This window comes from Streptomyces composti, assembly GCF_012034205.1.
Taxonomy (GTDB): domain Bacteria; phylum Actinomycetota; class Actinomycetes; order Streptomycetales; family Streptomycetaceae; genus Streptomyces; species Streptomyces composti.
Genome location: NZ_JAATEM010000010.1, coordinates 17,379 through 41,908, shown reverse-complemented (window position 1 = coordinate 41,908; position 24,530 = coordinate 17,379). Strand labels below are relative to the sequence as shown.

22 protein-coding genes are annotated in these 24,530 nt (G+C 72.7%); 4 read left to right on the top strand and 18 right to left on the bottom strand.

Annotated features, from left to right (window positions below):
- Positions 1–148: 148 nt before the first annotated feature.
- From HCJ93_RS10025 to HCJ93_RS09995, 7 genes are all read right to left on the bottom strand, one after another.
- Entirely contained in the window at positions 149–811 is a 663-nt protein-coding gene (locus tag HCJ93_RS10025) for a response regulator (RefSeq protein ID WP_167993232.1), read from the bottom strand.
- An 83-nt stretch (positions 812–894) separates the two neighbouring features.
- Positions 895–2,202 (bottom strand): sensor histidine kinase, encoded by a 1,308-nt coding sequence (locus HCJ93_RS10020; RefSeq protein ID WP_167993231.1) that lies wholly within the window; start codon positions 2,200–2,202, stop codon positions 895–897.
- On the bottom strand, positions 2,195–3,427 hold the full coding sequence (locus tag HCJ93_RS10015; RefSeq protein ID WP_167993229.1) for an acyltransferase family protein: 1,233 nt from the start codon (positions 3,425–3,427) through the stop codon (positions 2,195–2,197). Before HCJ93_RS10015 ends, HCJ93_RS10020 begins: the two co-directional genes overlap by 8 nt.
- Complete coding sequence (locus tag HCJ93_RS10010; protein WP_167993227.1) at positions 3,420–4,496, bottom strand: alpha/beta hydrolase; 1,077 nt, start codon at positions 4,494–4,496, stop codon at positions 3,420–3,422. Before HCJ93_RS10010 ends, HCJ93_RS10015 begins: the two co-directional genes overlap by 8 nt.
- Positions 4,497–4,647: 151 nt before the next feature.
- A complete protein-coding gene (locus HCJ93_RS10005; protein WP_167993225.1) occupies positions 4,648–5,538 on the bottom strand; it encodes an alpha/beta hydrolase in 891 nt (296 codons plus the stop codon).
- Positions 5,539–5,716: 178 nt separating this feature from the next.
- On the bottom strand, positions 5,717–6,979 hold the full coding sequence (gene kynU / locus HCJ93_RS10000) for a kynureninase (RefSeq protein WP_167993216.1): 1,263 nt from the start codon (positions 6,977–6,979) through the stop codon (positions 5,717–5,719).
- Positions 6,972–7,802 (bottom strand): tryptophan 2,3-dioxygenase family protein, encoded by an 831-nt coding sequence (locus HCJ93_RS09995; protein ID WP_167993214.1) that lies wholly within the window; start codon positions 7,800–7,802, stop codon positions 6,972–6,974. The genes kynU and HCJ93_RS09995 overlap by 8 nt, the downstream gene beginning before the upstream one ends.
- 171 nt (positions 7,803–7,973) lie before the next feature.
- Between HCJ93_RS09995 and HCJ93_RS09990 the strand changes: the two genes are divergently transcribed.
- A complete protein-coding gene (locus HCJ93_RS09990; RefSeq protein ID WP_167993212.1) occupies positions 7,974–8,393 on the top strand; it encodes a DUF3151 domain-containing protein in 420 nt (139 codons plus the stop codon).
- Positions 8,394–8,515: 122 nt separating this feature from the next.
- Here the strand turns inward: HCJ93_RS09990 and fbaA are convergent, their stop codons facing one another.
- The 8 genes from fbaA to HCJ93_RS09950 all read right to left on the bottom strand — a co-directional run bounded on the left by fbaA (position 8,516) and on the right by HCJ93_RS09950 (position 16,564).
- Positions 8,516–9,538, bottom strand: coding sequence for a class II fructose-bisphosphate aldolase (fbaA, locus tag HCJ93_RS09985; RefSeq protein ID WP_167993210.1), 1,023 nt, complete (start codon positions 9,536–9,538; stop codon positions 8,516–8,518).
- A gap of 148 nt (positions 9,539–9,686) precedes the next feature.
- Positions 9,687–10,235, bottom strand: a complete 549-nt coding sequence (pyrE, locus tag HCJ93_RS09980) for an orotate phosphoribosyltransferase (RefSeq protein ID WP_167993208.1) — start codon at positions 10,233–10,235, stop codon at positions 9,687–9,689.
- A gap of 10 nt (positions 10,236–10,245) precedes the next feature.
- Entirely contained in the window at positions 10,246–11,034 is a 789-nt protein-coding gene (locus HCJ93_RS09975) for an aldose epimerase family protein (protein WP_167993206.1), read from the bottom strand.
- 93 nt (positions 11,035–11,127) lie between these two features.
- Positions 11,128–12,030, bottom strand: a complete 903-nt coding sequence (locus tag HCJ93_RS09970; RefSeq protein ID WP_167993204.1) for an SRPBCC family protein — start codon at positions 12,028–12,030, stop codon at positions 11,128–11,130.
- Positions 12,031–12,142: 112 nt separating this feature from the next.
- Positions 12,143–13,783, bottom strand: coding sequence for a polyamine aminopropyltransferase (locus HCJ93_RS09965; RefSeq protein ID WP_167993202.1), 1,641 nt, complete (start codon positions 13,781–13,783; stop codon positions 12,143–12,145).
- Between the two features lie 155 nt (positions 13,784–13,938).
- A complete protein-coding gene (locus HCJ93_RS09960; RefSeq protein ID WP_167993201.1) occupies positions 13,939–14,457 on the bottom strand; it encodes a DUF2617 family protein in 519 nt (172 codons plus the stop codon).
- 507 nt (positions 14,458–14,964) lie between these two features.
- Positions 14,965–15,264, bottom strand: a complete 300-nt coding sequence (locus tag HCJ93_RS09955) for a hypothetical protein (protein WP_167993199.1) — start codon at positions 15,262–15,264, stop codon at positions 14,965–14,967.
- 199 nt (positions 15,265–15,463) lie between these two features.
- Positions 15,464–16,564, bottom strand: a complete 1,101-nt coding sequence (locus HCJ93_RS09950; protein WP_167993197.1) for a PP2C family protein-serine/threonine phosphatase — start codon at positions 16,562–16,564, stop codon at positions 15,464–15,466.
- A gap of 549 nt (positions 16,565–17,113) precedes the next feature.
- Here HCJ93_RS09950 and HCJ93_RS09945 point away from each other — a divergent pair.
- The gene (locus HCJ93_RS09945; RefSeq protein WP_167993195.1) at positions 17,114–18,310 is read left to right on the top strand and encodes a pyridoxal phosphate-dependent aminotransferase; all 1,197 of its coding nucleotides are present in this window, start codon (positions 17,114–17,116) and stop codon (positions 18,308–18,310) included.
- 136 nt (positions 18,311–18,446) lie between these two features.
- On the opposite strand, the gene HCJ93_RS09940 is transcribed toward HCJ93_RS09945, so the two are convergent.
- A complete protein-coding gene (locus HCJ93_RS09940; RefSeq protein WP_167993193.1) occupies positions 18,447–18,977 on the bottom strand; it encodes a YbjN domain-containing protein in 531 nt (176 codons plus the stop codon).
- 153 nt (positions 18,978–19,130) lie between these two features.
- Positions 19,131–21,728 (bottom strand): ATP-dependent chaperone ClpB, encoded by a 2,598-nt coding sequence (gene clpB, locus HCJ93_RS09935; RefSeq protein ID WP_167993191.1) that lies wholly within the window; start codon positions 21,726–21,728, stop codon positions 19,131–19,133.
- Between the two features lie 147 nt (positions 21,729–21,875).
- Here clpB and HCJ93_RS09930 point away from each other — a divergent pair, with 147 nt between their 5' ends.
- Positions 21,876–22,292 (top strand): pyridoxamine 5'-phosphate oxidase family protein, encoded by a 417-nt coding sequence (locus HCJ93_RS09930; protein ID WP_167993189.1) that lies wholly within the window; start codon positions 21,876–21,878, stop codon positions 22,290–22,292.
- Positions 22,293–22,480: 188 nt separating this feature from the next.
- On the opposite strand, the gene HCJ93_RS09925 is transcribed toward HCJ93_RS09930, so the two are convergent.
- Positions 22,481–22,816, bottom strand: a complete 336-nt coding sequence (locus HCJ93_RS09925) for a Rieske (2Fe-2S) protein (protein ID WP_167993187.1) — start codon at positions 22,814–22,816, stop codon at positions 22,481–22,483.
- A 303-nt stretch (positions 22,817–23,119) separates the two neighbouring features.
- Here HCJ93_RS09925 and HCJ93_RS09920 point away from each other — a divergent pair, with 303 nt between their 5' ends.
- Positions 23,120–24,112, top strand: coding sequence for a helix-turn-helix transcriptional regulator (locus HCJ93_RS09920; protein ID WP_167993185.1), 993 nt, complete (start codon positions 23,120–23,122; stop codon positions 24,110–24,112).
- Positions 24,113–24,530 lie beyond the last annotated feature (418 nt).

Sequence of the window (24,530 nt, the reverse complement as noted above, 5' to 3'; positions counted from 1 at the left end):
GAACGGGTGGCCGGGGTCGTCCCCGGTGAGAGGGGTTCTGCGGGGTCCGTCGGAAGTACTACTGCGGCCACCTGCGGCGATGACGGCCCGCCTCATGGATGAGCGGGTGGCTCAGGAGTCCGACAGCTCTCCAACAGCCCCGGGGGCCTCAGTAGCCCGAGGGGCGGACCAGGCCGGACTCGTAGGCGAAGACCGCCGCCTGGGTCCGGTCCCGCAGTCCCAGCTTCACCAGGATCCGCCCCACATGCGTCTTCACCGTCTGCTCGGCGACGACGAGCCGCTGCGCGATCTCCGCGTTGGACAGCCCCTGGGCGATCAGCGCCAGCACCTCCGTCTCGCGTTCGGTGAGGCTGCCGACGCGTTCCTTGAGCGGGGAGCGGGGGCGGGCGTCCAGCCGGGAGAACTCGGCGATCAGCCGGCGGGTGATGGCGGGTGCGAGCAGCGCGTCCCCCGCGGCGACCACCCGCACCGCCTCGGCGAGCTGCTCGGCGGAGGCGTCCTTGAGGAGGAACCCGGAGGCGCCGGCGCGCAGGGCGTCGTAGACGTACTCGTCGAGGTCGAAGGTGGTCAGCACCAGCACCCGGATGTCCGGATGGGCGCCGGTGATCCGGCGGGTGGCCTCGATACCGCCCAGCTCGGGCATCCGGATGTCCATCAGCACCACGTCGGGGGTGACCTCGGCGGCCTGGGCGACCGCGTCGCGTCCGTCCACCGCCTGGCCGACGACCTCGATGTCGGGCTGGGTGTTCAGGAGCACGGTGAAGCCCTGCCGGACCATCTGCTGGTCGTCGGCGATCAGTACGCGGATCATGCGGTGTCGTCCTCGGGTAGCCGGGTCATACGGTGCCGTCCTCGGGTGGCCGGGTCCTGCGGTGCCGTCCTCGGGTGGCCGGATCACGCGGTGCCGTCCTCGGGCAGCAGGGCCACGACCTGGTAGCCGCCGTCGGCCGAGGGTCCGGCGGTGAGGCTGCCGCCGAGCATCATGGCCCGTTCGCGCATGCCGAGCAGACCGTGCCCGGCACCCGAGGACGGCGGTGCCGTGCCGGTGGGCCGGGTGTTGGTCACCTCCACCCGCAGCGCGTGCGGCCGGTAGGCGAGCGCGACGCGGGCGGTGGCGCCGGGGGCGTGCCGCAGCACATTGCTCAGCGCCTCCTGCACGATCCGGTACGCCGACAGCTCCACGCCGGGCGGCAGCGGCCGGCGCTCCCCGGTGATCTCGGTGGTGACGGCGAGCCCGGCGGCCCGGGTGTTCTCCACCAGGGTGCCGAGCCGGTCGAGGGTCGGCTGCGGGGAGTGCGGGGCCTGGTCCGGGTCGCCCTCGGATCCCTGCGGGCCCGGGTGCTCGGAGCGCAGGACGTCCAGGACGCGGCGGAGTTCGGTGAGCGCCTCGACCGCGTTCTGGCGGATGCCGGCGAGGTTCTCCCGCAGCTCCTCGGACGGGTTGTCGGTCAGGTGGGGGGCGACCTGGGCCTGGATGGAGATGACCGACATGTGGTGGGCGACCACGTCGTGCAGCTCCCGGGCGATGCGGCTGCGCTCCTCCAGCAGGGTGCGCCGGGAGCGCTCCTCCGCGGTGAGGGTGGTCTGCTGCACCAGTTCGGCGCGTGCCTCGCGGCGCCCGCGCAGGGCGGAGCCGAGGAGCACGACGACGGCGTAGAGGATGACGGCGATCTGGCCGGTGGCCAGGTAGTTCACCCCGCCGATCAGGCCCTGCAGCACATAGGTGGCCAAGGCGGTGAGCGCCAGCGCCTCCGCGGCCACGCGGGTGCGGACCCGCAGGGCGAGCAGCAGCAGGACGAACAGATGCGCGACGATCCCGGCGGAGGTCCAGGGCCAGCTGAACTCGTAGCCGCCGGGCTCCATCCCGGCCCGTACCGCGAGCGCGCAGACCACCATGGTGAGCAGCGACAGCCACCAGGCGGGGACCGGCCGCCACAGCGCGAGCACCATCGCGCCCGCCTGGCCGGCGGCGAAGATCAGCGCGGTGCCGGCGCCGAGCGTGCCGTGTTCGCGCAGCTGGGCGGCGTCCCCGATCAGCACGCCGAGCGCGGCCAGACACACCACGCCGTGCGGCAGCCAGCGCACCCATACGGAGGGCGGCAGCGGGTCGGCCCGCCAGGTCCACAGATCGTCCCGCAGTGCTCCCAGCCACCGCCGGACGAGCCCCTCCCCCTTGTTCGTCACACGGTCCAGCCTAGACATGGCGTACGTCCTTCCCGGGGTGGTGCGTGCGCACGACACGGGAGCGGGCGCGCGGCCCGCCGGGGTCCTTCCGTTCGCCCGTTCCCCGCTCCCAGGAGTGGAAGGCGGCCCAGCAGACGGCGAGGGCGCAGGCGAACACCGGCAGCCACAGCAGGCGGTCGGCGACCCAGCCGAGGTGGTCGGGCCGGGTGTGCAGGCCGGGCCGGCTGCCGAGGGGCAGGGTCATGGCGGTCGTCGCCATCAACGCGGTCTGGTGCCACAGGAAGAGCGTCATCGCGGACAGATTGACCAGCGCCACCGCGGCCCAGGCAAGGGGCCGGCGCAGGGCGCGGGCGAGCGGGGCGCGCAGCAGCAGCGCGAGACCGCACTGGGCGAGCCCGAAGGTGACGGCGGCGAGGGTCGGCGGGTCGAGATTGGAGACGGCGGCCCCGGGGACGCCGACCATGGCCGCCGGATAGCCGGCCAGGGCGACCAGCGCGGCGGTCGCCGCCGCGCCGCAGACCAGGAGGATCCAGCCGGAGCGGCGGCGGTCCAGTTCGCCCCGGCTCCAGGCGGCGCCCAGGGTGTAGGGCACCAGCCAGCCGGCGGCGACGTTGATCCAGCCGAGGGCCCCGGGGGCGCCGAGGCCGAAGCGCAGCAGGTCGACGTGGAGGACGACGGCGAGCGGCCACAGCGGGTGGAGCCGGGTCAGCAGCGGGGTGGCCGCGGTGAGCACGGCGAAGACCAGCAGGAACCACAGCGGGGACAGGGCGAGCTTCACCAGGGTGCGGGTGGTGGCGAACTCCACGCCCGACAGCAGCAGCGCGACCGCGACCGCCGTCCACAGGGCGAGGACGGCGACGACCGGTTTGAACAGCCGGACCATCCGGCCGCGCAGCCAGTGGTGGTACGGGACGCCGCGGGCGCGCGCCGAGGCCAGCGAACGGGTCGCCACATGGCCGCCGACCAGGAAGAACACGGCGAGGGTCTGGAACACCCAGGAGACCGGGGCCAGCCAGGGCAGATGCTGCAGCGGGCTCGCGGTGCGCAGCGTGCGGCCGTCCCCGACCAGGGCGGTGACCAGCCAGTGGCCGAGGACCACACCGAGCACGGCGAAGGCGCGCAGGGCGTCGACGGCGCGGTCGCGGTGGGCGGGCGTGGCGGCGTCGATGCGGGCGGCCGGCCCGGTCCGCCTGGTCGGCCCGGTCGGGGCCGTCGAGGTGTTGCGGGCGGTCGGGTCACTCATGGGTCGCACCGCCTCGTGCCTCTGGGTCCCGCTCGCCGGCGCCCGCCCCCTCGAACACCACCGCGCCGGTGTCGCCCAGCACGATGCGGGTGAGGTTGGTCAGGGACGGGGAGCCGGGCGTGAAGTAGTCGCTGTGGCCGCCGTCGCCCGCCGTGAAGACCCGGGCGCCGAAAGCCGGGGAGACCGGGTCGGTGCCGAAGCCGACGGTGATGCCGAGGAGTCCGGCGCTGAGATGCGGGACGTGCTCCACCCAGTCGTCGGCCCCCCGGGCGGCCCAGACGCGGGCGGGGGTGCCCAGGTCGGCGGCGGTACGGGCGCCGGTGCCGGGGCTGCCGAGGAGGACGAGGTCGTCGACGCCCGAGGACGCGGCCCGGGCGCAGACGACGGAGCCGTAGGAGTGGCAGAGCAGGGATACACGGGGGTCTCGCGGGCCGGTGAGGGTGCGCACCGTGCGCAGGAATGCCCGGAGTCGGGGTGCCGCCCGTTCGGCGCGGGTCGTGGTGGCGACCGCCGAGCTGACGGTGCCGGGGGTCTCGTAGCCGAGCCAGGCGACGACGGCGACGCGGGTGCCCGCGGGCGCCTCGCGGATGAGGCTCCGGTACAGGGAGAGGGCGGTGCTGCGGAAGCGGTCGTAGGTGTCGATGCCGGTGTCCGAGCCGGGGACGAGGACGGCCACCCGGTGCGCCGCCGTGAGGTCGCCGAACACCTCGGTGACCAGACCGGAGCCCCGGCCGTCGAAGGCGAGCAGCTGCCGCGCCGGGTGCGCGATCCTGCGGTCGGCGGCGGCCCGGCCGCGGGCGCCGTACGCGGCCGCCATCCGCGCGGCCTCGGCGGCGTTGGCGCGGTGGGCCGCGTAGACGGTGTCCAGCGTGGCCGGGGTGGGGGCGCCCACGGCCGCGGGGGCGGGCGCGGGGATGCGCGCCCCGGCCGCGGCGGAGAGCGGGAGCGCCACGGCGCCGGCGATCAGCGCGGCGAGCAGGGTGCGGTGGAGCCGGCCGGGGGCCGGGCCCCGTCGCCGCCGTCCCTGCGCGCCGCCGGTCCTGAGCGCCCCGTACGTTCCCCGTTTCACGGTGGTCTTCCTCCCCCGGCCCGTCCTTCGGGCCTGTCAGGCAAGGAAGTTAGGGAGGCCGGCCGGTAGTCCGCGTCCCACCGGAGGGCTCACCTCCGGGGTAGCTCTCAGGTATGACGGGTCTCATCACGCCGGCCGGGTACCGCGGTTCTCACCACGCCAGTTGGGCGATCTCCTCCGCCACCACCGCGCAGGCGTCGGCCGCCGGGTCGATCAGCGGGAAGTGGCCGACGTCCTCGAGCAGCGTCACACCGACCACCTCGCCCGCCTTGGCGGCCGCGTCCGCGTAGGCCTCGGCCACCGCCTGCGGCACGTCGATGTCGCGCCTGCCCTGCACCAGGGTGGTGGCGATGCCGGTCGGCACCAGCAGCGCGGGGTCGGCGTACGGCTGCCGCTCGGCGAACCCGGCGTCACCGCCGAGGAACTGGCGCACCGCGCCGCCGCACACCTCCAGCTTGTCGGCGACGGCGAAGTCCGCGATGGGAGCGAGGGCGACCACACCGCGCAGGGGGGCGGGCCGGTCGGTGCGCCAGGGCGCGTCCTCGGGGAGCAGGTGGCGGGCGGCGGCCCACAGCGCGAGGTGGCCGCCGGCGGAGTGGCCGGTGAGCACGATCCGGCCCGCGTCGGCCTGCGGCAGATGCTCCCGGACCAGCGCGGGCAGCGCGTCGACGGCGGCGGCCACGTCGTCCAGGGTGTCCGGCCAGCGGCCCGCCACCGGGTCGCCCTCGCCCGCCTCCGCCGCGCCCCTGCGGTACTCGATGCTGGCCACGGCGAAGCCCCGGCGGGTGAGGAAGGCGGCGAACGGGCTGATGTGCCGCCGGTCGTACGGTGCCCGCCACGCGCCGCCGTGCAGTACGGCCACCACGGGGGCGGGCCGGCCGGCCGCGCCCTCGGCGCGCGGGACGTAGAAGTCGATCACCTGGTCCGGGTCGTCGCCGTAAGCCGCCGTGGCGTCGGGGTCGACGGGCGGATGGGAGAGGGCCGACTTCTCCTCGGCGGCGGCCCTGGCGGTGTCTGCGGCGGCGTTCGCGGCGTCCGACATGTCCCAACCTTCCAGCAATGCAACCTACTTGGTGGACCGGCGAAGAGATCGGCCGTCGAGCCGGGACGGTATCAGGCCGGGCACCCGCGCCGGCATGCGGATGTCACGCTCGGTCACCCGGCGAGGGGGCCGCCCCGGCGTCACCGCGGCGGCCCCCTCGGCGAGGAGCACCTGCCGGCTACTGCCCGGCCAGCACCCCGGCCAGCACCCGGGCCGCCCGCTCCACGTCCGCGAAGCCGACGTACAGCGGGGTGAAGCCGAAGCGCAGCACGTCCGGGTGGCGGAAGTCGCCGACCACGCCCCGCTCGATCAGCCGGGGCATGACCTCGGCCGCGTCGTCGCAGCGCAGCGCGATCTGGCTGCCCCGTTCGCGGTGCTCACGGGGTGTCACGCACTCCACCCGCCCCTCGGGGACGTACTCGCCGACGCACTCCAGGAAGAAGTCCGTCAGGGCCAGGGACTTGGCCCGCACCGCCTCGATCGGCACCCCGTCCCAGACCTCCAGCGCCGCCTCCAGGGCGAGCATGGAGAGGATGTCCGGAGTGCCGACCCGGCCGCGCAGCGCGCCCTCGGCCGGTTCGTACCGCGTCCGCATGCCGAAGGGCTCAGCGTGGGAGTTCCAGCCGGGCAGCGGCGAGTCGAAGGAGTCCTGCAGCTCGCGGCGGACGTAGAGGAACGCCGGTGAGCCGGGGCCGCCGTTGAGGTACTTGTAGGTGCAGCCGACGGCGTAGTCCACGCCGTGCTCGTCCAGACCCACCGGCAGGGCGCCCGCGCTGTGGCACAGGTCCCAGACGACGTACGCACCCGCCTCGTGCACGGCGGCCGTGAGGCCCGGCAGGTCGTGCAGCCGGCCGGTGCGGTAGTCGACGTGGTTGAGCAGCACCGCGGCGGTGCGTTCCCCGACCGCCTCCGGCACCTCCGCCGGGGTGACGCTCCGCAGGGTGCATTCGGTCATCCGGGCGGCCGAGTGGGCGATGTAACCGTCCGTCGGGAAGGTGGTCGCGTCGACCAGGATCTCGGTGCGGTCCGGGTCGGCGAGCTCGGCCCGCCGCTGCGCGGCCACCAGCGCCTTGAAGACGTTGACGCTGGTGGAGTCGCCGACCACGATCTGCCCGGGCGCCGCCCCGACCAGGAGTGCGATCCGGTCGCCGATCCGCTCGGGCGCCGTCCACCAGCCGCTCTCCGTCCAGGAGCGGATGCGCAGTTCGCCCCACTGCCGGCGCACCACGTCCGCCACCCGGCCGGGAACGGCCGCGGGCAGCGCGCCCAGCGAGTTCCCGTCCAGGTACACCACGTCGTCGAGCACGAACTCGGCGCGCTTGTGGGCCAGTTCGTCGGCGCCGTCCAGCTTCCCGGCCCGCGCGCTCAGCTCGGCCCGCCTGCTGTCTGTCGGCTCGGCCGGCGGCTGCGGCGCACCGGCCCGCGTCGTCGGCTCAGACATGGGACCGCGCCGTCCACAGCTCGGGGAAGACGTTCTTCCGCGCCCGCTTCTCCAGCCAGGCCACCCCGGCGGAGCCGCCCGTGCCGGGCTTCGCGCCCATCGCACGCCGGGTGGCGACCAGGTGGTCGTTGCGCCAGCGCCACACCAGTTCGGCGACGTCGGTCAGCGCCTCGCCGAGGCGGGCCGGCTCGTCGTGCTCGTCGCCCGCGTAGATGTCCGCCCACACCCGCTCCACCCCGGGTGAGGCCTCGTAGCGCTGCGACACGTCCCGGTTCAGCACCTCCTGCGGCACCGGGTGCCCGCGCCGCGCCAGCAGCCGCAGCACCTCGTCGTACAGGCTGGGCTCGTGCAGGGCCTTCTCCAGCTCGGCGTACGCCCGCGGGGAGCCCCGGTGCGGGACCAGCATCGACGCGGACTTCTCACCGAGCAGGAACTCCAGCCGCCGGTACATCGCCGACTGGAAACCGGAACCCTCGCCGAGGGAGGACCGGTAGGAGTTGAACTGCTGCGGGGTGAGCTGGGCGAGCGGCGTCCAGCTGCCGTTCAGCGCCTCCAGCTCACGGATGGATCGTTTCAGCGCGTCCATCGCGGTGGGCACGTCGTCGTTGCGCAGCGCCTTGGCCGCGGTCTCCCACTCGTGGACGATGCAGGTGAACCACAGCTCCATCACCTGCGTGGTCACCAGGAACACCATCTCCCCGGGGTCGTCGGAGAGCAGGTGCTGCAGATGGGTGAGGACGTCCGCCTTGACGTAGTCCTCGTAGGGGGTCGTCCCCTGGAAATCGAGATGCGGGGTCTCCGGCTCGTAAGCCTCGTGGGACATCGCTGTCTCCTGAATGCACTCCGGGTAGCGGTCCGCCCCTGCCGTTACCGGCACGGGGGCCCCGGTCCCCACGGTGCATCCTCCGCAATCGGGCCCACCCTCGCAAGAGCCGCCCCGTGCGACCGACGGCGCCCCAGCCGCGTCACAGGGGCCAGGTGGCAGACTGGCCGCATGACGACGCACAAGAACCTGCTGGGCGGCCCGGACCCGACGCATCTGCCGGAGAACGAGGAGGCGTACCGCCTGCTGAGTGAGGAGTCCAAGTCGCCGGCCGAGGTCGCGGCGGCGCACCCCACGTTCTCGCTGGCGTGGGCGATGCTCGCCGACGACGCCTACGAGGCCGGGCGCGTGATCGAGTCGTACGCCTACGCCCGCACCGGCTATCACCGGGGGCTCGACGCGCTGCGCCGGGCCGGCTGGAAGGGGCACGGCCCGATCCCCTGGGAGCATCGCGCCAACCGGGGCTTCCTGCGCTGCCTGGCAGCGCTCGCCCGCGCCGCCGGGGAGATCGGCGAGCAGGACGAGTACGAGCGCTGCTGGCAGTTCCTCAAGGACAGCAGCGAGGAGGCGTACGCCGAGCTGAAGCGCTAGCCGCACGGCACACGGCACCGCGCCCACGGCCGGATGCGCCGAGCCCGGCACCGCGAGGTCGCGGTGCCGGGCTCGGTTCGCTCCGCCGGACGGCCGTCAGCAGGGGCCGGACGGCCGGGCGGTCACTTGATCTTGGTGCCGGTGGAGCGCAGGTGGCCGCAGGCCTCGACCACGCGGGCGGCCATCGACGCCTCCGCCAGCTTGCCCCAGCTGCGCGGGTCGTAGACCTTCTTGTTGCCGACCTCGCCGTCGACCTTCAGGACGCCGTCGTAGTTGCGGAACATGTGGTCCGCGACCGGACGGGTGAAGGCGTACTGGGTGTCGGTGTCGATGTTCATCTTGACCACGCCGTTCTCCAGCGCGGTGTGGATCTCCTGCTCGGTGGAGCCGGAGCCGCCGTGGAAGACGAAGTCGAACGGGGAGGCCTTGCCGAACTTGGCGGCGACGCCCTCGTTCAGCTCCTTCAGCAGCTCGGGACGGAGCACCACGTTGCCCGGCTTGTAGACACCGTGCACGTTGCCGAAGGACGCGGCGAGCAGGTAGCGGCCCTTCTCGCCCAGGCCCAGGGCCTCGGCGGTGCGGATCGCGTCGTCGACGGTGGTGTAGAGGGAGTCGTTGATCTCGTGCGAGACGCCGTCCTCCTCACCTCCGGTCGGGGTGATCTCCACCTCGAGGATGATCTTGGCGGCGCGGGTGCGCTCCAGCAGCTCCTGGGCGATGGCCAGGTTGTCGGAGAGGGTCTCCGCGGAGCCGTCCCACATGTGGGACTGGAACAGCGGGTTGCGGCCGGCCTTGACGCGCTCCTCGGAGATCGCGAGCAGCGGACGCACGTACCCGTCGAGCTTGTCCTTCGGGCAGTGGTCGGTGTGCAGGGCGATGTTGACGTCGTACTTCTCGGCGACGATGTGCGCGTACTCGGCCAGGGCGACCGCGCCGGTCACCATGTCCTTCTTGTACTGGCCGCCCAGGAACTCGGCACCGCCCGTGGAGATCTGGACGATACCGTCGCTCTCCGCCTCGGCGAAGCCGCGCAGTGCCGCGTGCAGGGTCTGGGACGAGGTGACGTTGATGGCCGGGTAGGCGAACTTGCCTGCCTTCGCCCGGTCGAGCATCTCGTTGTAGACCTCGGGAGTTGCGATGGGCATCTGTCCGCTCCTTAGCGCTGCGGGTTGGCGTACTGCGTACTGTCGGCCCTGACCTGGAACCTTGGAAGCGACGTCATTGTCGGTCACATCCTTCCAGACTCGGCCGGAACGTCCATCCCGCTGTCCGCGGGCTGGGCGGTCGGGCGGGTCAGTCCAGGCCCAGCTCGTCCTTGGAGTAGGCGAACAGGTAGGGCACCCCGGCGCCCTCCCGGATCTTCTCGGCGGCACCCGTCGCCCGGTCCACGATGGTCGCGACGGCCACGACCTCCGCGCCCGCCTCACGCACCGCCTCGACGGCGGTGAGCGGGGAGCCGCCCGTCGTGGAGGTGTCCTCGACGACCAGGACCCGGCGGCCCTCGATGTCCGGGCCCTCCACACGGCGCTGCAGCCCGTGCGCCTTGGCGGCCTTGCGCACCACGAACGCGTCCAGCTTGCGGCCGCGGGCCGCGGCGGCGTGCAGCATGGCGGCGGCCACCGGGTCGGCACCCATGGTCAGGCCGCCCACGGCGTCGAAGTCGTACTCGGCGGTCAGATCCAGCAGCACCTGCCCCACCAGCGGGGCCGCCTCACCGTCGAGGGTGACGCGGCGCAGGTCGACGTAGTAGTCGGCCTCGATGCCGGAGGAGAGGGTGACCTTGCCGTGCACCACGGCCTTGTCCTTGATCTGCTGCAACAGCGCGCCGCGTGTGTCCGTCATGCCTGTCAGCTTAAAGCCGGGTCCAGGTCCAGGTCGTCGAGGCCTCCAGCGGCTCCAGCGGGGTGACCAGGCGCGGATGCGTGTTCAGACCGTTCGGCGGGCCGGTCTGCGGCTCCACGCACACCGCCTCGCGCTGCTCGTCGTAGATCACCACCCACTCGACGCGGCCGGCCACCCGCAGCCGCAGCTGCTCCGGCCAGGTGAGGGTGACGTCCACGCCGCCGGGCATGCCGAAGCAGTCGTCCCAGGGGCCGGGCGCCGGGTCGATGCGCCGCCCGGTGGGCAGGTGGTCCTCGCCGCGCTCCTCCTGCCAGGCCGGTTCGAAGTCCAGCCGGACGTCCTCGCCGCCGAGGTTCCGGTTGAACCAGGGGTGCCAGCCGAGCTGCGCCGGGAAGGACGACTCGTACGTCTCCACGCTCATGGTCAGCGTGAGGGAGTCTCCGGTGAGCGCGATCTTCTGGGTGACGCGGCCGGGGTAGGGCCACGGGTCGGCCAGGTCGTAGGTCAGCACCGCCTCGTCGGGGCCGCTGCGGGCGGTGCGCCAGGCGGCATCGCGTGCGGTGCCGTGGATGGCGTGCGGCGGGGCGTTGAGCGGCAGCTGGTGGACGGCGGCCCCGTCCCGGAACCGGCCGTCGCGGACGCGGCCGCACCAGGGGACCATCGGGAAGCAGCCGTAGCGCTCACCCTGCCGCAGCAGCTCCACGCCGCCGACGCGCAGGCCCGCTACCCGTCCGCCGTTGCCCGGCGCGACGGTCACCTCCGCGTCACCCGCGGTCAGCGTGATGTCTTCGTTGCTCACACGTCGACCCTAACGGGGTGATCAAGAGGGCCTCGCCGGACGTGTGGAGAACGGGTGTCCGGACCGGCCGGCGGTGCGGCTCCGGCGCGATGCTCAGCGCCTGCGGCGCAGTGCCCGGACCGCCACCACGACGGAGGCCACCGCGAGCGCCGCCGCGGGGGCCGCCCAGCGCAGCGAGGTGGGCTGGGAGACGGTCTGCGGTGCGGGGACGGGGGCGTACCGGCCGCGCGGCGGGGCGTGGTCCACCTCCTCGGCGCTGCGGCCGATCATCGTCCGGCGCGCGTGGGCGGCCTCGGCGACGGCACCGTCGGGGGTGTCCTGGACGTCCTCGTCCTCGTCCTCCTCCTCGTCGGCGGAGGGGTCGAGGGAGGACGGCGGGACCTCGGTGTCGAAGACGGAGGGGGAGCCGGGCTCGGGTTCGCGTTCCCGTTCGGACCCGGGCTCGGCCGGCGGTGGCGGGCTGTCGTCCGCGTCGGGGGTGGTCTCGAAGTCCGTGGTGGCCCGCGGTTCGAAGTCACCGGTGCGCAGCATCTCGGGCGACTGCGTCCCGGACGGCTCCCCCTCGTCACCCTGCCCGGCCTCGGCCGCCAGGTTCTGGGCGAACCGGTCGATCAGCCGGGCCATCGCCGAGGCCACCGAGTCCGGCGGAAACTCGGTGATCCGGCCGTCCGCGCTGCCCGTGCCGTCGACGGTGAGCGTGACGCCGTTGTCGGCGTCCCGCAGGCGCAGCCGCAGCGCCAGCTTCACCGATCCGCTGCCGCGGGTCTCCGCCGCGTCGCCCTCCACGGAGTAGGAGCCGTCCTGCCGGCCGGTCACGCGCAGGGTGCCCCGGTAGGTGACCGAGTGACTGCCGACCCGGACCTTCAGCCGGCCGGCGACCGGTTCGGCACCGGCCTCGTGCTGGAGCCCGGGAACCGCCCGGGCGACCCGCGCGGGGTCGTCCAGCACCTCCCTGAGCCGCTGGGCGGAGACCGGAACGAACACCTCGTGCTCCATGACAGCGGAGCCTACCCACGCGGCGCCCCGCTGCACCCCCGCGAACGGAAACTCCCGCGCGTCGCACGGGCGCTCACCCGCAGGCCGCGGCCCCCGCGCCTCGTACGGACGGTCACGGCGCGTACCGCGGATGGACGAGGCTCGACGGAGGCAGGCCGGGGATGCGGGTGCGGGCGGCGGTGCGGGCGGCGGAGGCGAGGCCGGAGTCGGTGAGCGTGCGCGGCCGGGGGCCCGAGGGGTCGAGCCGGAGGGCGGGGGCGGTGGCGGGGGAGGCGAGGATCAGGCCGCTGTCGCCGCTCCGGTAGGGGGCCGTGCGGAAGCCGGCCGCCCGCAGGGTCGACTCCACCGTCCAGTACGTGCGGGGGTGGGCGGTCATCGGGCCCGCGTGCACCACCAGCCGCCCGCCCGGCGCCAGCACCCGCCGGGCGAGACCGTAGAACTCCTCGGAGTACAGCTTGGTGGTCTCGGTGACCCCCGGCTCCGGCAGGTCGGAGATCACCACGTCGTACGTGTCCGGGGATGCGCCGCGCAGCCGGTCGAAGGGGTCGGCGATGGTCACCGTCACCCGGGGATCGTCCAGGGAGTGCCGGTTCAGCGCGGACAGCGCGGGGTCGCTGCGGGCCAACCGCACCAGACCGGCGTCGACTTCGACGACCTCGGCACGGTCCACGCCGTGATGGCGCAGCACCTCGCGGGCGGCGAGTCCGTCACCGCCGCCGAGGATCAGGACGCGGGCGTGCGGCCCGGTCATCGCGGGGTGCACCAGCGCCTCGTGGTGGCGGAGTTCGTCCGGCTGGGCGGCCCGCAGCCGGCCGTCGAGGTAGAGCGACAGCGGCCGGTCGTCCCGCCCGCCGGTGAGGACCACCTCCTGGACCTCGGTGCGCAGCGCCACGCGGACGTCGGAGCCGTACAGGGCGTGCCGTGCGGCGCGTTCGAAGTCGTCGACGAGGGCGGTGGCCGAGGCGAGCACCGCAAGCACGCAGACATTGGCGGTGATCAGCAGCCTGCGGGCCCGGCGGGTGAGGTCCTGCCGGAACAGGCCGAGCACCAGCGCCCCGCCGACCACGGCGTTCACCGCCCCGGTGATCAGCGCACCGGTCAGCTGGCCGAGAAAGGGGAGGAGGAGAAAGGGGAAGGCGAGTCCCCCGACGAGGGCGCCCACGTAGTCGGCCGCGAACAGGTCGGCGACCGCGCCGCCCGGGTCCTGGCGGCGGATCCGCTGGATCAGCTCCATCAGCAGGGGCACCTCGGCGCCGATCAGCAGACCGGTGGCCAGGGAGAAGGCGACCAGCAGGACGCGCGGGCCGTCGGACCACAGCCCGCCCCAGTCGCCGGTCCAGGCGAAGACCGCGTACAGGGCCATCGCACTGCATCCGCCGACCAGCGCGAGCACCGCCTCGACGGCGCCGAAGCCGGCCGCGGCGTGCCGGCGCAGCCGCTTGGCGGCCAGGGAGCCGACCCCCATGGCGAAGACCATGACGGACAGCACCACCGACGCCTGGGTGACCGAATCGCCCATCAAGTACGAGGCGAGCGCGACCAGTTCGAGCTCGTACACCAGTCCGCAGGCCGCACAGACGAACACCCCGCTGAGAACCAGGAACCGTCCGGTGGCCTGTCGCACGGGCAGCCGCGCCGCCCCGCCCGCGCCGCCGCGGCCGCCGGATCCCCCGGGTCCGGCCGGCCCGTGCCCCGGCTGCGCGGAACCGGGCGGGGCGGAACCGGGCGGGGCGGGGGCCTGCGGTTCGATCACCCTGCGACGGTACGTCACACCTTCGGCGCGAAGCGTCACCCACACGTGTGGTGTCTGTTTACACCTGACCGATTTTGGTATGAGCAAGCGACGCCCTGCCGGGGGCTCTCCGGGGAGCCGTGCCGGGGTCCGCCGGGGCTGTCCCGGAGGCCCGTTCACACCGCGGCGGGCACCCGCGTGCCGACCCGCGTCCGGGTGGCCACCAGCTGACCGTCCTGCGGGTAGGCGTGCCAGGTCCGCCAGTGCACCCGCCCCTCGTGGCGCTGGGCGAGCATCGCGGTGAACGCGTGCGGGCTGCCGGGGAACACCCCGGCCAGGCCCTGCGGATGGTCGGCGACCAGGGCGAGCAGCTCCTGCGCCCGGCCCGCGAAGGACCCGGGCGGCAACTCCTCGACGCGGGCGGCGAATTCGTACTCCCAGTCCCCGACCCGCTTGGAGACGCCCAGCGGAAGGGGCGTACTGCTGCCCGGAATACAGGCGACCGTCTCCGAGCACAGACCGCGCTCCTCCTCCAGCAGCACCTGATGGGAGGCGCCGAGCAGTCGCAACTGAAGCTTCGCCCCGGCCAGTTCCAGGTCGAGTGTGGCCAGGGCGGGAAGCGGCTCGCGTCCCAGCGCCCAGGCGAGGTCGGCCGCGCGGGTGTCGGTGTAGGCGGTGTTCATGGTCGTGAGCATGGATCGGCTCCGCAAGCACACAAGGAAAGGAAGAAGAACGGGTCCGGTGTCCCCTGGTCGCACCGGGGTCCCGGCCCGTCAGCCCGGTCGGCCGGTCGGGATGGGTCCGCAGCAAGTCCGTGGGCTGCTTTGGTGATTTAGAGGGAATCATGAACTGTGGCGTCGCCACAGCGTTTTTACCCAACTTCGTGGGGTTTCCATCCCCTCGGGGGCTCCACAGCTCAACTGTTCAACTATGGCGTGCGCCCGGGAGGTACGGGGTGTGCCCACGCGCCTTGAACCCGGCCGCGGGACGACGCAGCGGGGGCCCGCCCCAGGCGCGGACCCCCGCTGCTGCGGATGCTTCCCCCGTTCGGGACTTCGCCCGTCAGGGACCCGTTCGGGACTGCCCCGTCAGAGTCTTCGTCCGTTCGGGACTGTTCCGTCAGAGACTTCCCCCGTTCGGGACTGCCCCGTCAGAGTCTTCCCCCGTTCGGGACTGCCCCGTCGAGGAGGAGTGCTGCCCCGTCAGCCGCCTCCTCCTCCGCCGCATCCGCCGCCTCCCCCGCACGAGGAGCCCCCGCCGCCCCCGCACGAGGAGCCTCCGCCGCAGGACGAGCCCCCGTCGTGCCCCGAGCTGCAGGACGCACCGACGGCTCCGCCCGCGGCCCACCAGCTCTGGTCGCTGCCGCTGTGTCCGCCGCCTCCGGAGTACCGCGTCCGCCGCCGGCGGACCCGCCGGTTGGCGACCGCCCCCTGGACGAGGCCCACGACGACCGCGATGAACAGGCCGCCGATGATGATCGCGAGGATGATGCCCACAGCCATGGCGTCACCGCCCTTCCGAGTCCCCCGTGAATCCCCCGAAGCATCCCCCCGTGGGTGCCTCGTTCACGTGCGTGGTCGGGAGATGCCCCCCGCTGCCGCGTGCCAAAGCAGAGTTGAGCAACTTCTGAGGGTTCCCGGCGGGCCGGGGCTTCCGGCGCCGGGGCCGGGCGGGAGCAGCGACGCGGGCGGCGGGCGGCGGTCAGGTCTCGGTGTCGTCGCGGGGAAGGAGGGTGATGGCGAGGGCGGCCGCGTCGTCCTCGAGCTCCTCGGTGTGCCGGAAGAGGGCGGTCAGCATGGCGTCCAGGACGGCACCGGGGTCCGGCGGGAGGGGCCCGGTCAGGGCCGGGGCGGGGTCGAAGAAGACGCCGTTGCGGTCCCTGGCCTCGATGATGCCGTCGGTGAACATCACCAGCGTGGCGCCGGCGGGCCACTTGTACTGGTCCACCGGCACCTCGGGCCCGTCCAGGTCGCCCAGGCCCAGCGGCAGGGACGGGCTCTCCGGCTCCAGCATCGTCACCCGGCCGTCGTGGACCAGCAGCGGCGCCGGATGGCCCCGGTTGGCCATGCGCAGCAGCGAGCGCTCGGGGAAGACCTCGGCGAAGACGGCGGTGACGAAGTCCTCACCCGTCAGATCGGCCCGGTAGTCCTTCAGCTCCTGCACCTGCTGCTCCACGCCGCGCACCACGTCGGACAGGTCCGGCAGGTGCCGGGCGGCCGCGTGGAAGGAGCTGAGCACCGTGTTCACCATGGTGACCGCCGGGGTGCCCTTGCCGCGCACGTCACCGATCAGGACGCGGATGCCGTACGGGGTGTCGTGCAGCGCGTAGAGGTCGCCGCCGATCAGGGCCTCCTTCTCGGCGGCCCGGTAGCGGGTGGCGATCACCAGCCCCCGGACGCGGTCCGGCATGGCCGGCAGCAGCGCGCGCTGGACGGCCTCCGCGACCTGGCGGGTGGTTCTCAGCTGTTCCCGCTCCCGGGTGAACAGACGGTTGAGGAACACCGCCACGAGGGTCAGGACGACGAGGGTCACCGGCTGGATGACCACCGCCGGGGTGAGCTGGAAGCCGGTGTCGCGCAGCGCCAGAACCACCCCGGCCGCGCAGGCGGCGGCACCGCTGGTGGCCGTCCAGGCCAGGGAGAGCAGGGGCGCCGCGATCACGGGGACCGCGGCCAGCAGGGGGAAGGTGTTGGCCTCCAGCCAGGCGAGGTCGATGACGATCGCGGCGAAGAGGACGACGGCGGGCAGGAACCGGGACCACCGCAGGCTCCTGGAGGCGCGCTTGTGCTGGTATCGCTCCATCCACCCGGCCCTCGGGTCGTCCCGCACCGTTCCCGGCTCCAGTCTCCGGCACCTTTCCGCCCCCGGCCACCGCTGGCCGCCCCGCCGGCGACGATGCCCTGGCGCGTCCGCGCACTGCACGGGAGCAACGCGCCGCACCTGCGCGCGTACCGGACGGCACCCGGCCCACCTGCCCACGACGCCCCTGCACGGCGGCCTGGCGGGGCCCTGCGCGCCTGCCGGCCGGGACCTTGCGCGCCGAACCCCCGGCACCCTGCACGCCTCCTCCGCCCGGGCCCTGCCCACGCGCCCCGGCCCCTGCGTACCCGTCCCCCGGGGCGCCGCCCGCACGCCACGCGGGGCCCGACAGGGCAGGCGGCGCACGAGGATGCCCTGCGGAGCCGGACGCATGAGCCGGGGCCCCGCGGTGGCCCCGCCCGCGAGCCCTCGGCACCGAACGCGCCCACCCCGCGGGCACCCTGCCCGCGAGCCCCGCGCGCATGACTGTCCGGCCCGCCCGTCGACGCGGGCCGGGGCCGCTGTTGAGGAAGGCCGCTGGTTGGGCGGAGGATGGCCGGCATGACCTCCAGTGCGCGCCCCCTCCTGAACCGGCGGCTGGCGGAGTTCGGGACGACGATCTTCGCCGAGATGTCCGCCCTCGCCCTGCGGACCGGGTCCATCAACCTCGGCCAGGGCTTTCCCGACACCGACGGCCCGGAGGAGGTCCGGGAGGCGGCGGTGCGAGCCCTGCGCGACGGCCGCGGCAACCAGTACCCGCCGGGCCCCGGCATCCCCGAGCTGCGCACCGCGATCGCCGCCCACCAGCAGCGCCGCTACGGCCTGGCCTACGACCCCGACACCGAGGTCCTGGTCACCGCGGGCGCCACCGAGGCGATCGCCGCCTCCCTGCTCGCCCTGGTGGAGCCCGGCGACGAGGTGATCGCCCTGGAGCCGTACTACGACTCCTACGCCGCCTCGGTCGCCCTGGCGGGCGGCACCCGCGTCCCGGTGACCCTGCGCCCCGACGGCAACCGCTTCCGGCTCGACCTGGACGAGCTGCGCGACGCGGTCACCGGCCGCACCCGGATGCTGCTGATCAACTCCCCGCACAACCCGACCGGCACCGTGCTCACCCGCGAGGAACTGGCGTTCATCGCGGAGCTGGCCGTGGAGCGGGACCTGCTGGTGGTCACCGACGAGGTCTACGAGCACCTGGTGTTCGACGAGGCCGAGCACATCCCGCTGGCCACCTTCCCCGGCATGCGGGAGCGCACCGTGACCATCTCCAGCGCCGGCAAGACGTTCTCGTTCACGGGCTGGAAGGTCGGCTGGGTGACCGCCACGCCCGAGCTGGTGACGACCGTGCGCTCGGCCAAGCAGTACCTGACCTATGTCTCCGCGGGCCCCTTCCAGTACGCGGTCGCCGAGGCGCTGGCCCTGCCCGACTCCTACTACACCGGGCTCCGCGACGACCTGCGCGCCAAGCGGGACGTCCTGGCCGCCGGCCTCACCGAGGCGGGCCTGTCCGTCTTCCACACGGCCGGCACCTACTTCGTCACGGCCGACATCCGTCCTCTCGGCGAGAGCGACGGCGTCGCCTTCTGCCGGGCCCTGCCGGAACGCGCGGGTGTCGTCGCCATCCCCACGGCCGTCTTCTACGACCACCAGGAGGCGGGCGCCCCCTTCGTGCGCTTCGCCTTCTGCAAGAAGAAGGAGGTCCTGGAGGAAGCAGCCCACCGCCTGAAGGGCGCAGCCGCATCCGGCTGATCCCCGCGGCTCTCCTCGGGCCAGGCCCCGCGCCCGGCTCGAGGCACGGGAAAGCCCGGCCCCGGGGGCGGCCGTGCGGGCCGGTGGGGGCCGGGCTTCCGGGTTCGCTGTGGAGCGGTGCGGGGTGGCCCGCGGGCTACTCCTCGTCGCCGGGCTTCTCCGTCCCGTTGATCTCCTGCTCCAGGCCGAGCTGCTCGACCAGCCAGCGGTCGAACTCGATGGCGGCCCGGACCCAGCTGACGGTCGAGGAGACGAAGTGCTCCAGGCTGACGCCCATGCCGATCAGCATCTGGGCCTCACCGATGAGACGGACGGTGCCGTCGTCATGGGTGTGGGTGTAGACCTTGGGCCACAGGGTGCGGCGGTTCCAGTCGTCCACGGATTCGAGCAGCTGGGGCTTCTCGTCGATCTGGTGCGGCCGGTCGTAGAACGTCCGCACCGAGAAGATCTGCTGGTCACCCTCCCCACGGAACATGAAGTAGGTGCGGAACTGCTCCCACGGCGCCGCGAGGTCGCCCTCGTCGTCGACGACGTACTTGAGCTCCATCTGGTCGAGGAGCTGCTTCACAAGGTCCTGATCCGGGACGACGGGGCCCGCCGGTCCTTGGGGCTGCGGCTCGGGCTGCTGGCCCCCGAAGTTCGGAATCGAGGACGGGTCGATGCTCACCGTGATTTTCCCTTCGTACGGATCCCGCCATCCTCCCCCATGCGGGGAGGGGGGTGGCAAGCCCCGACGGGCCTGTCAGCCATGGGCTGACACGATCCGGTCATTCTGCGGGTACCACGGTGAGCGAACCGACACCTTCCTCCCTTTTGTCACTCAGAGTGACTTCGCGGTCGCCGGCCCGACCAGCAGCCCGTCGGCCGCCCGGTCCACCCGGACCGTGTCGCCGTCCTTGATCTCCCCGGAAAGGATCTCCTTGGCCAGCGTGTCGCCGATCGCGGTCTGCACGAGCCGGCGCAGCGGGCGGGCGCCGTAGGCCGGGTCCAGGCCCTCCTCCGCGAGCCACTCCAGCGCCTCGGGCGTGACCTCGAGGGTCAGCCGCCGCTCGGCGAGCCGCTCGGCCAGCCGGTCGATCTGCAGCTTGGCGATCCGCTCCAGCTCCGGCTTGGTCAGCGCCGAGAAGACCACCAGGTCGTCCAGGCGGTTGAGGAACTCCGGCTTGAAAGAGGCCCGCACGACCTCCAGCACCTGCTCCTTCTTCTCCGCCTCGCTGGTGATCGGGTCGACCAGGAACTGGCTGCCCAGGTTGGAGGTGAGCACCAGGATGGTGTTGCGGAAGTCGACCGTGCGGCCCTGCCCGTCGGTGAGCCGGCCGTCGTCGAGCACCTGGAGCAGGATGTCGAAGACCTCCGGGTGGGCCTTCTCCACCTCGTCGAGCAGCACCACGCTGTACGGGCGCCGCCGCACCGCCTCGGTGAGCTGGCCGCCCTCCTCGTAGCCGACGTAGCCGGGCGGGGCGCCGACCAGCCGGGCGACGCTGTGCTTCTCGCTGTACTCCGACATGTCGATGCGGACCATGGCCCGCTCGTCGTCGAAGAGGAAGTCGGCGAGCGCCTTGGCCAGCTCGGTCTTGCCGACGCCGGTCGGGCCGAGGAAGAGGAAGGAGCCGGTGGGACGGTCCGGGTCGGAGATGCCGGCCCGGCTGCGCCGCACCGCGTCGGAGACGGCGCGCACCGCCTCGCGCTGCCCGATCAGCCGCCGGCCGATCTCCTCCTCCATGCGCAGCAGCTTCTGCGTCTCGCCCTCCATCAGGCGCCCGGCCGGGATGCCGGTCCAGGAGGCGACCACGTCGGCGATGTCGTCGGAGCCGACCTCCTCCTTGACCATGGTGTCCTTGGCGGCCTCCTCCTCGGCCTTGCTGGCGGCCTCCAGGTCGCGCTCCAGCGCCGGGATCTCCCCGTACAGCAGCTTGGAGGCGGTGTCGAAGTCGCCGTCGCGCTGGGCGCGTTCGGCCTGCCCGCGCAGCTCGTCCAGCTTCTCCTTCAGTTCACCGACCCGGTTGAGGGACTGCTTCTCCTTCTCCCAGCGGGCGGTCAGGCCCCGCAGCTCCTCCTCCTTGTCGGCGAGGTCGCGGCGCAGCTTCTCCAGCCGCTCCTTGGACGCCTGGTCGGTCTCCTTGCTGAGCGCCAGCTCCTCCATCCGCAGCCGGTCCACGGCGCGCTGCAGCTCGTCGATCTCGACGGGCGAGGAGTCGATCTCCATGCGCAGCCGGGAGGCGGCCTCGTCGACCAGGTCGATGGCCTTGTCCGGCAGGAAGCGGGAGGTGATGTACCGGTCGGACAGGGTCGCGGCGGCGACCAGCGCACTGTCCGCGATCTGCACCTTGTGGTGGGCCTCGTAGCGGCCCTTGAGCCCGCGCAGGATGGCGATGGTGTCCTCCACGGACGGCTCCGCCACCAGCACCTGCTGGAAACGCCGCTCCAGGGCGGGGTCCTTCTCGATCCGCTCCCGGTACTCGTCGAGGGTCGTCGCACCCACCATGCGCAGCTCACCGCGGGCCAGCATGGGCTTGAGCATGTTGCCGGCGTCCATCGCGGAGTCCCCGCCGGCACCGGCACCGACCACGGTGTGCAGCTCGTCGATGAAGGTGATGATCTGCCCGTCGGAGTCCTTGATCTCGGCGAGGACGGTCTTCAGCCGCTCCTCGAACTCGCCGCGGTACTTGGCACCGGCGACCATCGCGCCCAGATCCAGCGCGACCAGCCGCTTGTCCTTGAGCGACTCGGGCACGTCGCCCTTGACGATCCGCTGGGCGAGCCCCTCGACGACTGCGGTCTTGCCGACGCCGGGCTCACCGATGAGGACCGGGTTGTTCTTGGTGCGGCGGGACAGCACCTGCACCACCCGCCGGATCTCCTGGTCCCGCCCGATCACCGGGTCGAGCCGGCCCTCGCGGGCGGCGGCGGTGAGGTCGGTGCCGAACTTCTCCAGCGCCTTGTACTGGCCCTCGGGGTCGGGCGTGGTGATCCGGCGCCCGCCGCGGACCTTCTGGAAGGCCTCCTGCAGCTTCTGCGCGGTGGCACCCTGCTTCTGCAGCACCTCACCGGCGGCGCCGCCCTTGGCGGCGATCCCGATGAGCAGGTGCTCCGTGGAGACGTACTCGTCGCCCAGCTCCCGCGCCCGCGTCTGGGCGTCGGCGATGACGGCGAGCAGCTCCCGGTTGGGCTGCGGCGGAGCCACGGTGGACCCGGTCACGCTCGGCAGCCCGGCGAGGACGCGCTCGGCTCCGGCACGGACGGCCGCCTGGTCGGCGTCGACGGCGGCGAGCAGATCCGTGATGTTCTCGTTGTCCTGCCCCTGGAGCAGGGCGAGCAGCAGGTGGGCGGGGGTGAGGTCGGGGTTCCCGTCGGTCACGGCCCGGTTGCTCGCGGCGCTGATCGCTTCGCGGCTCCGGTTGGTCAGCTCGGCGTCCACGTGTCCGTTCTCCTCCTTGCAACGACCCTTCAGCGGCCCTGGCGGCGTTCAGCCGCCCTCGTGGCTGACTTGCTCAACATACACAAACTTGAGTCTATTCCACTCAAGGGTGGGGCGGGAGGGCCTCGGCGGGCTAAGTTCCGGGGCATGACCACCTCGCAGCCCGCGGACCCCGGCCGACCGGACCCGGCCTATCTCACCTTCTGGCGGGAACGGCACCTGTGCACGCTGACCACCCTCCGCCCGGACGGCACGCCGCACGTGGTGCCGGTCGGAGTGACCTACGACCCCGATGCCCGGCTCGCTCGGGTCATCACCCGGAAGACGAGCAGGAAAGTGCGCCATGTGCTGGCGGCCGGCCCCGAGGGGGCGCCGGTGGCGGTCTGCCAGGTGGACGGCGGGCGCTGGGCCACGCTGGAGGGACGCGCGTTCGTGCGCACGGACCGGGAGCGGGTGGCGGAGGCGGAGCGGCGCTACGCCGAGCGCTACGGGCGGACGCCGGCGCCGAACCCGGAACGGGTCGTCATCGAGATCACCCTCACCCGGGCGATGGGCCGCGGCTGAGGAGCCCGGGTCCCGCCGCCTTCTCGACGTCTGTTTCCGGCCACTGCGCACCACCGCCGGCCGGGTCCCCATGGCGGGACATCTGCCCGTACAACCCGCAAACGACAGCGGCGTCACCGTGTTCAGGTCACGGTGACGCCGCTGCGGGGGGAAGCGCCTGAGCGATCTTTTACGACGGGGGAATCGCGTCAGGCACTGCGGGGGGTGGCGGAGAAGGTCCTTGGGGCGGGGATGCCGGCCTCCACCTGCCGGGTGTCTCGCTGGTCGAGGTTCACAAAGATCATTCCGTACCGGATGGCACACCGCACGGGCTGCGGCGCACCCCGCGGCCGTCGCAGGCACCGGTAGGCCCGTACGTCTCCGTCCTCGTCCCGCGTGACGACGACCGGCTCGCCGAAAACGGTCACCATCAACGAGTCACCGCTGTGGGGGATGGCGGTGACCAGGTCGATGAAGTGCCAGCCGGAGCGATAGGCGGTGGCCATCTCTCTGCGGAAGGAACGGTCGTCGGGTGGCGTGGTCAACGCGATCAGTCCCAGGAGGTGTCGTTGACGTGGGCTTCACCGGCGACCATCGCGACAGATGCCGTACCTGCGGGGGCATCACTGGACTTGCCGGCCACACCACTCACAGCCCCGAGCATCGCGACGGCGGAAAGAGCAGCGGCAAGTACCGAGCGAAGCATTCTCTTACTCATGTCGGCTTCGTCCTCACTCGATGGTCTCCTCTTCCCCCGTCGAACTAGACGATGGCTCATTCAGGCACGTCATGGCCACACAATCGGTGCATCATGTTCCTGCATATTCAGGACCCTGGGGGGTGGATAAATGGGGACACACAGTTCAAGTGCGACACATCCCCATGCCATAACCGAACTATGCGACGAAGGCAGCCGCCTCTACACTCAAGCGCTGCGCGCCGGCCGCATCTCACGCGCGGACGCGGCAGAGGCTCCCTGCCTCACGGAGTTCGCCCTCCTCCATCCCGACCCCGACGACTCGGCCTGGCTGCGCCCGGTTCCCCCATCCGTTGCCCTGGCACAACGGCTGTACCCCCTCGAGCGCGAGATCACGGAGCGCAGACGGCTCTCCATCGAGCTCGCAGACGCGTTCGAGCCCTTCATGGCCGCCAGCGCCCAGAATGCCGCAGCAACCGGCTCCATCACCGTCCTGGAGGGGCGGGACCGGATCAACGATGCACTCAACATCGCGACCTCCGAGAGCCAGACCGAGGTTCTCACGGTGCAGCCCGGCAAGCGCCGGCTCGAGAGCAATCTGCTGAAGGGTCTGGAGCGCGACAAACCCCTGATCGAGAGAGGCGTGCGCCTGCGGACTCTCTACCAGCACACCGCGCGTTACAGCCCTGAGACGCTGGCCTACATAGAGCAGATCGCCGACGGCAAGGTCGAGGTGCGCACGATCGACGAGCTGGTTGAACGGCTCATCATCTGCGACGAGACCGTAGCCTTCATCCCGATCCGGGAGGACCGGCAAGTAGCCCTCGAACTCCGCCACCCGGGCCTCGTCCGGTACCTGATCAAGGTCTTCGAGTTCATGTGGGCACGCGCCGTACCGCTCAAGGCCGGCACCCCGTACGAGACCGCCCCCGACGGCATCACCGACATTCAGCACTCCATCGCCAAGCTGCTCGTCGAGGGGCATGTCGACGAAGCGATCGCCCGCCGCCTGGGCATGAACGTCCGCACCTGCCGGGCCCACATCGCCAAGCTGGCGTCCGTCCTGGGAAGCGGCAGCCGCGCACAACTCGGCTACCTCATCGCTCAGTCGGGCATTCTCGATCAGGAGGGAGCCGCCAAGTGACCTCGACCTCGGCACCGCACGCGGCGCACGGCGTGGAGGAACTGTGCGCCACGGGTGCCGAGCTCTGTGAAAGGGCCCTTCGCGAAGGGTCGTTGCCGGCCGACGAGGCGAGGGCAGCCCCGTGTCTCGTCGACCTCGGCCTGCTCCGTCCTGCCCTCGACGACGTGGCCGGGCTGGAGCCCGACGCCCCCCTCGTGGTCCCGCACCGCTGTCCGCGTGCATCCGGCGAACGCATCGCAGAAGCCCGGCGACGCGAAGAAGAAGTCGCCGCCGAGTTCCAGGCCTTGGCACGCATCGGCACATCTACGGCGACCGCCACGGAACCCCCCACCCTGCAGATCCTCAGCGGCACCGCCCGAGTCAACCAGGCCATCACTGAGGCCATGGCCAGGAGCACCGAAGAAGTGCTCACCATTCA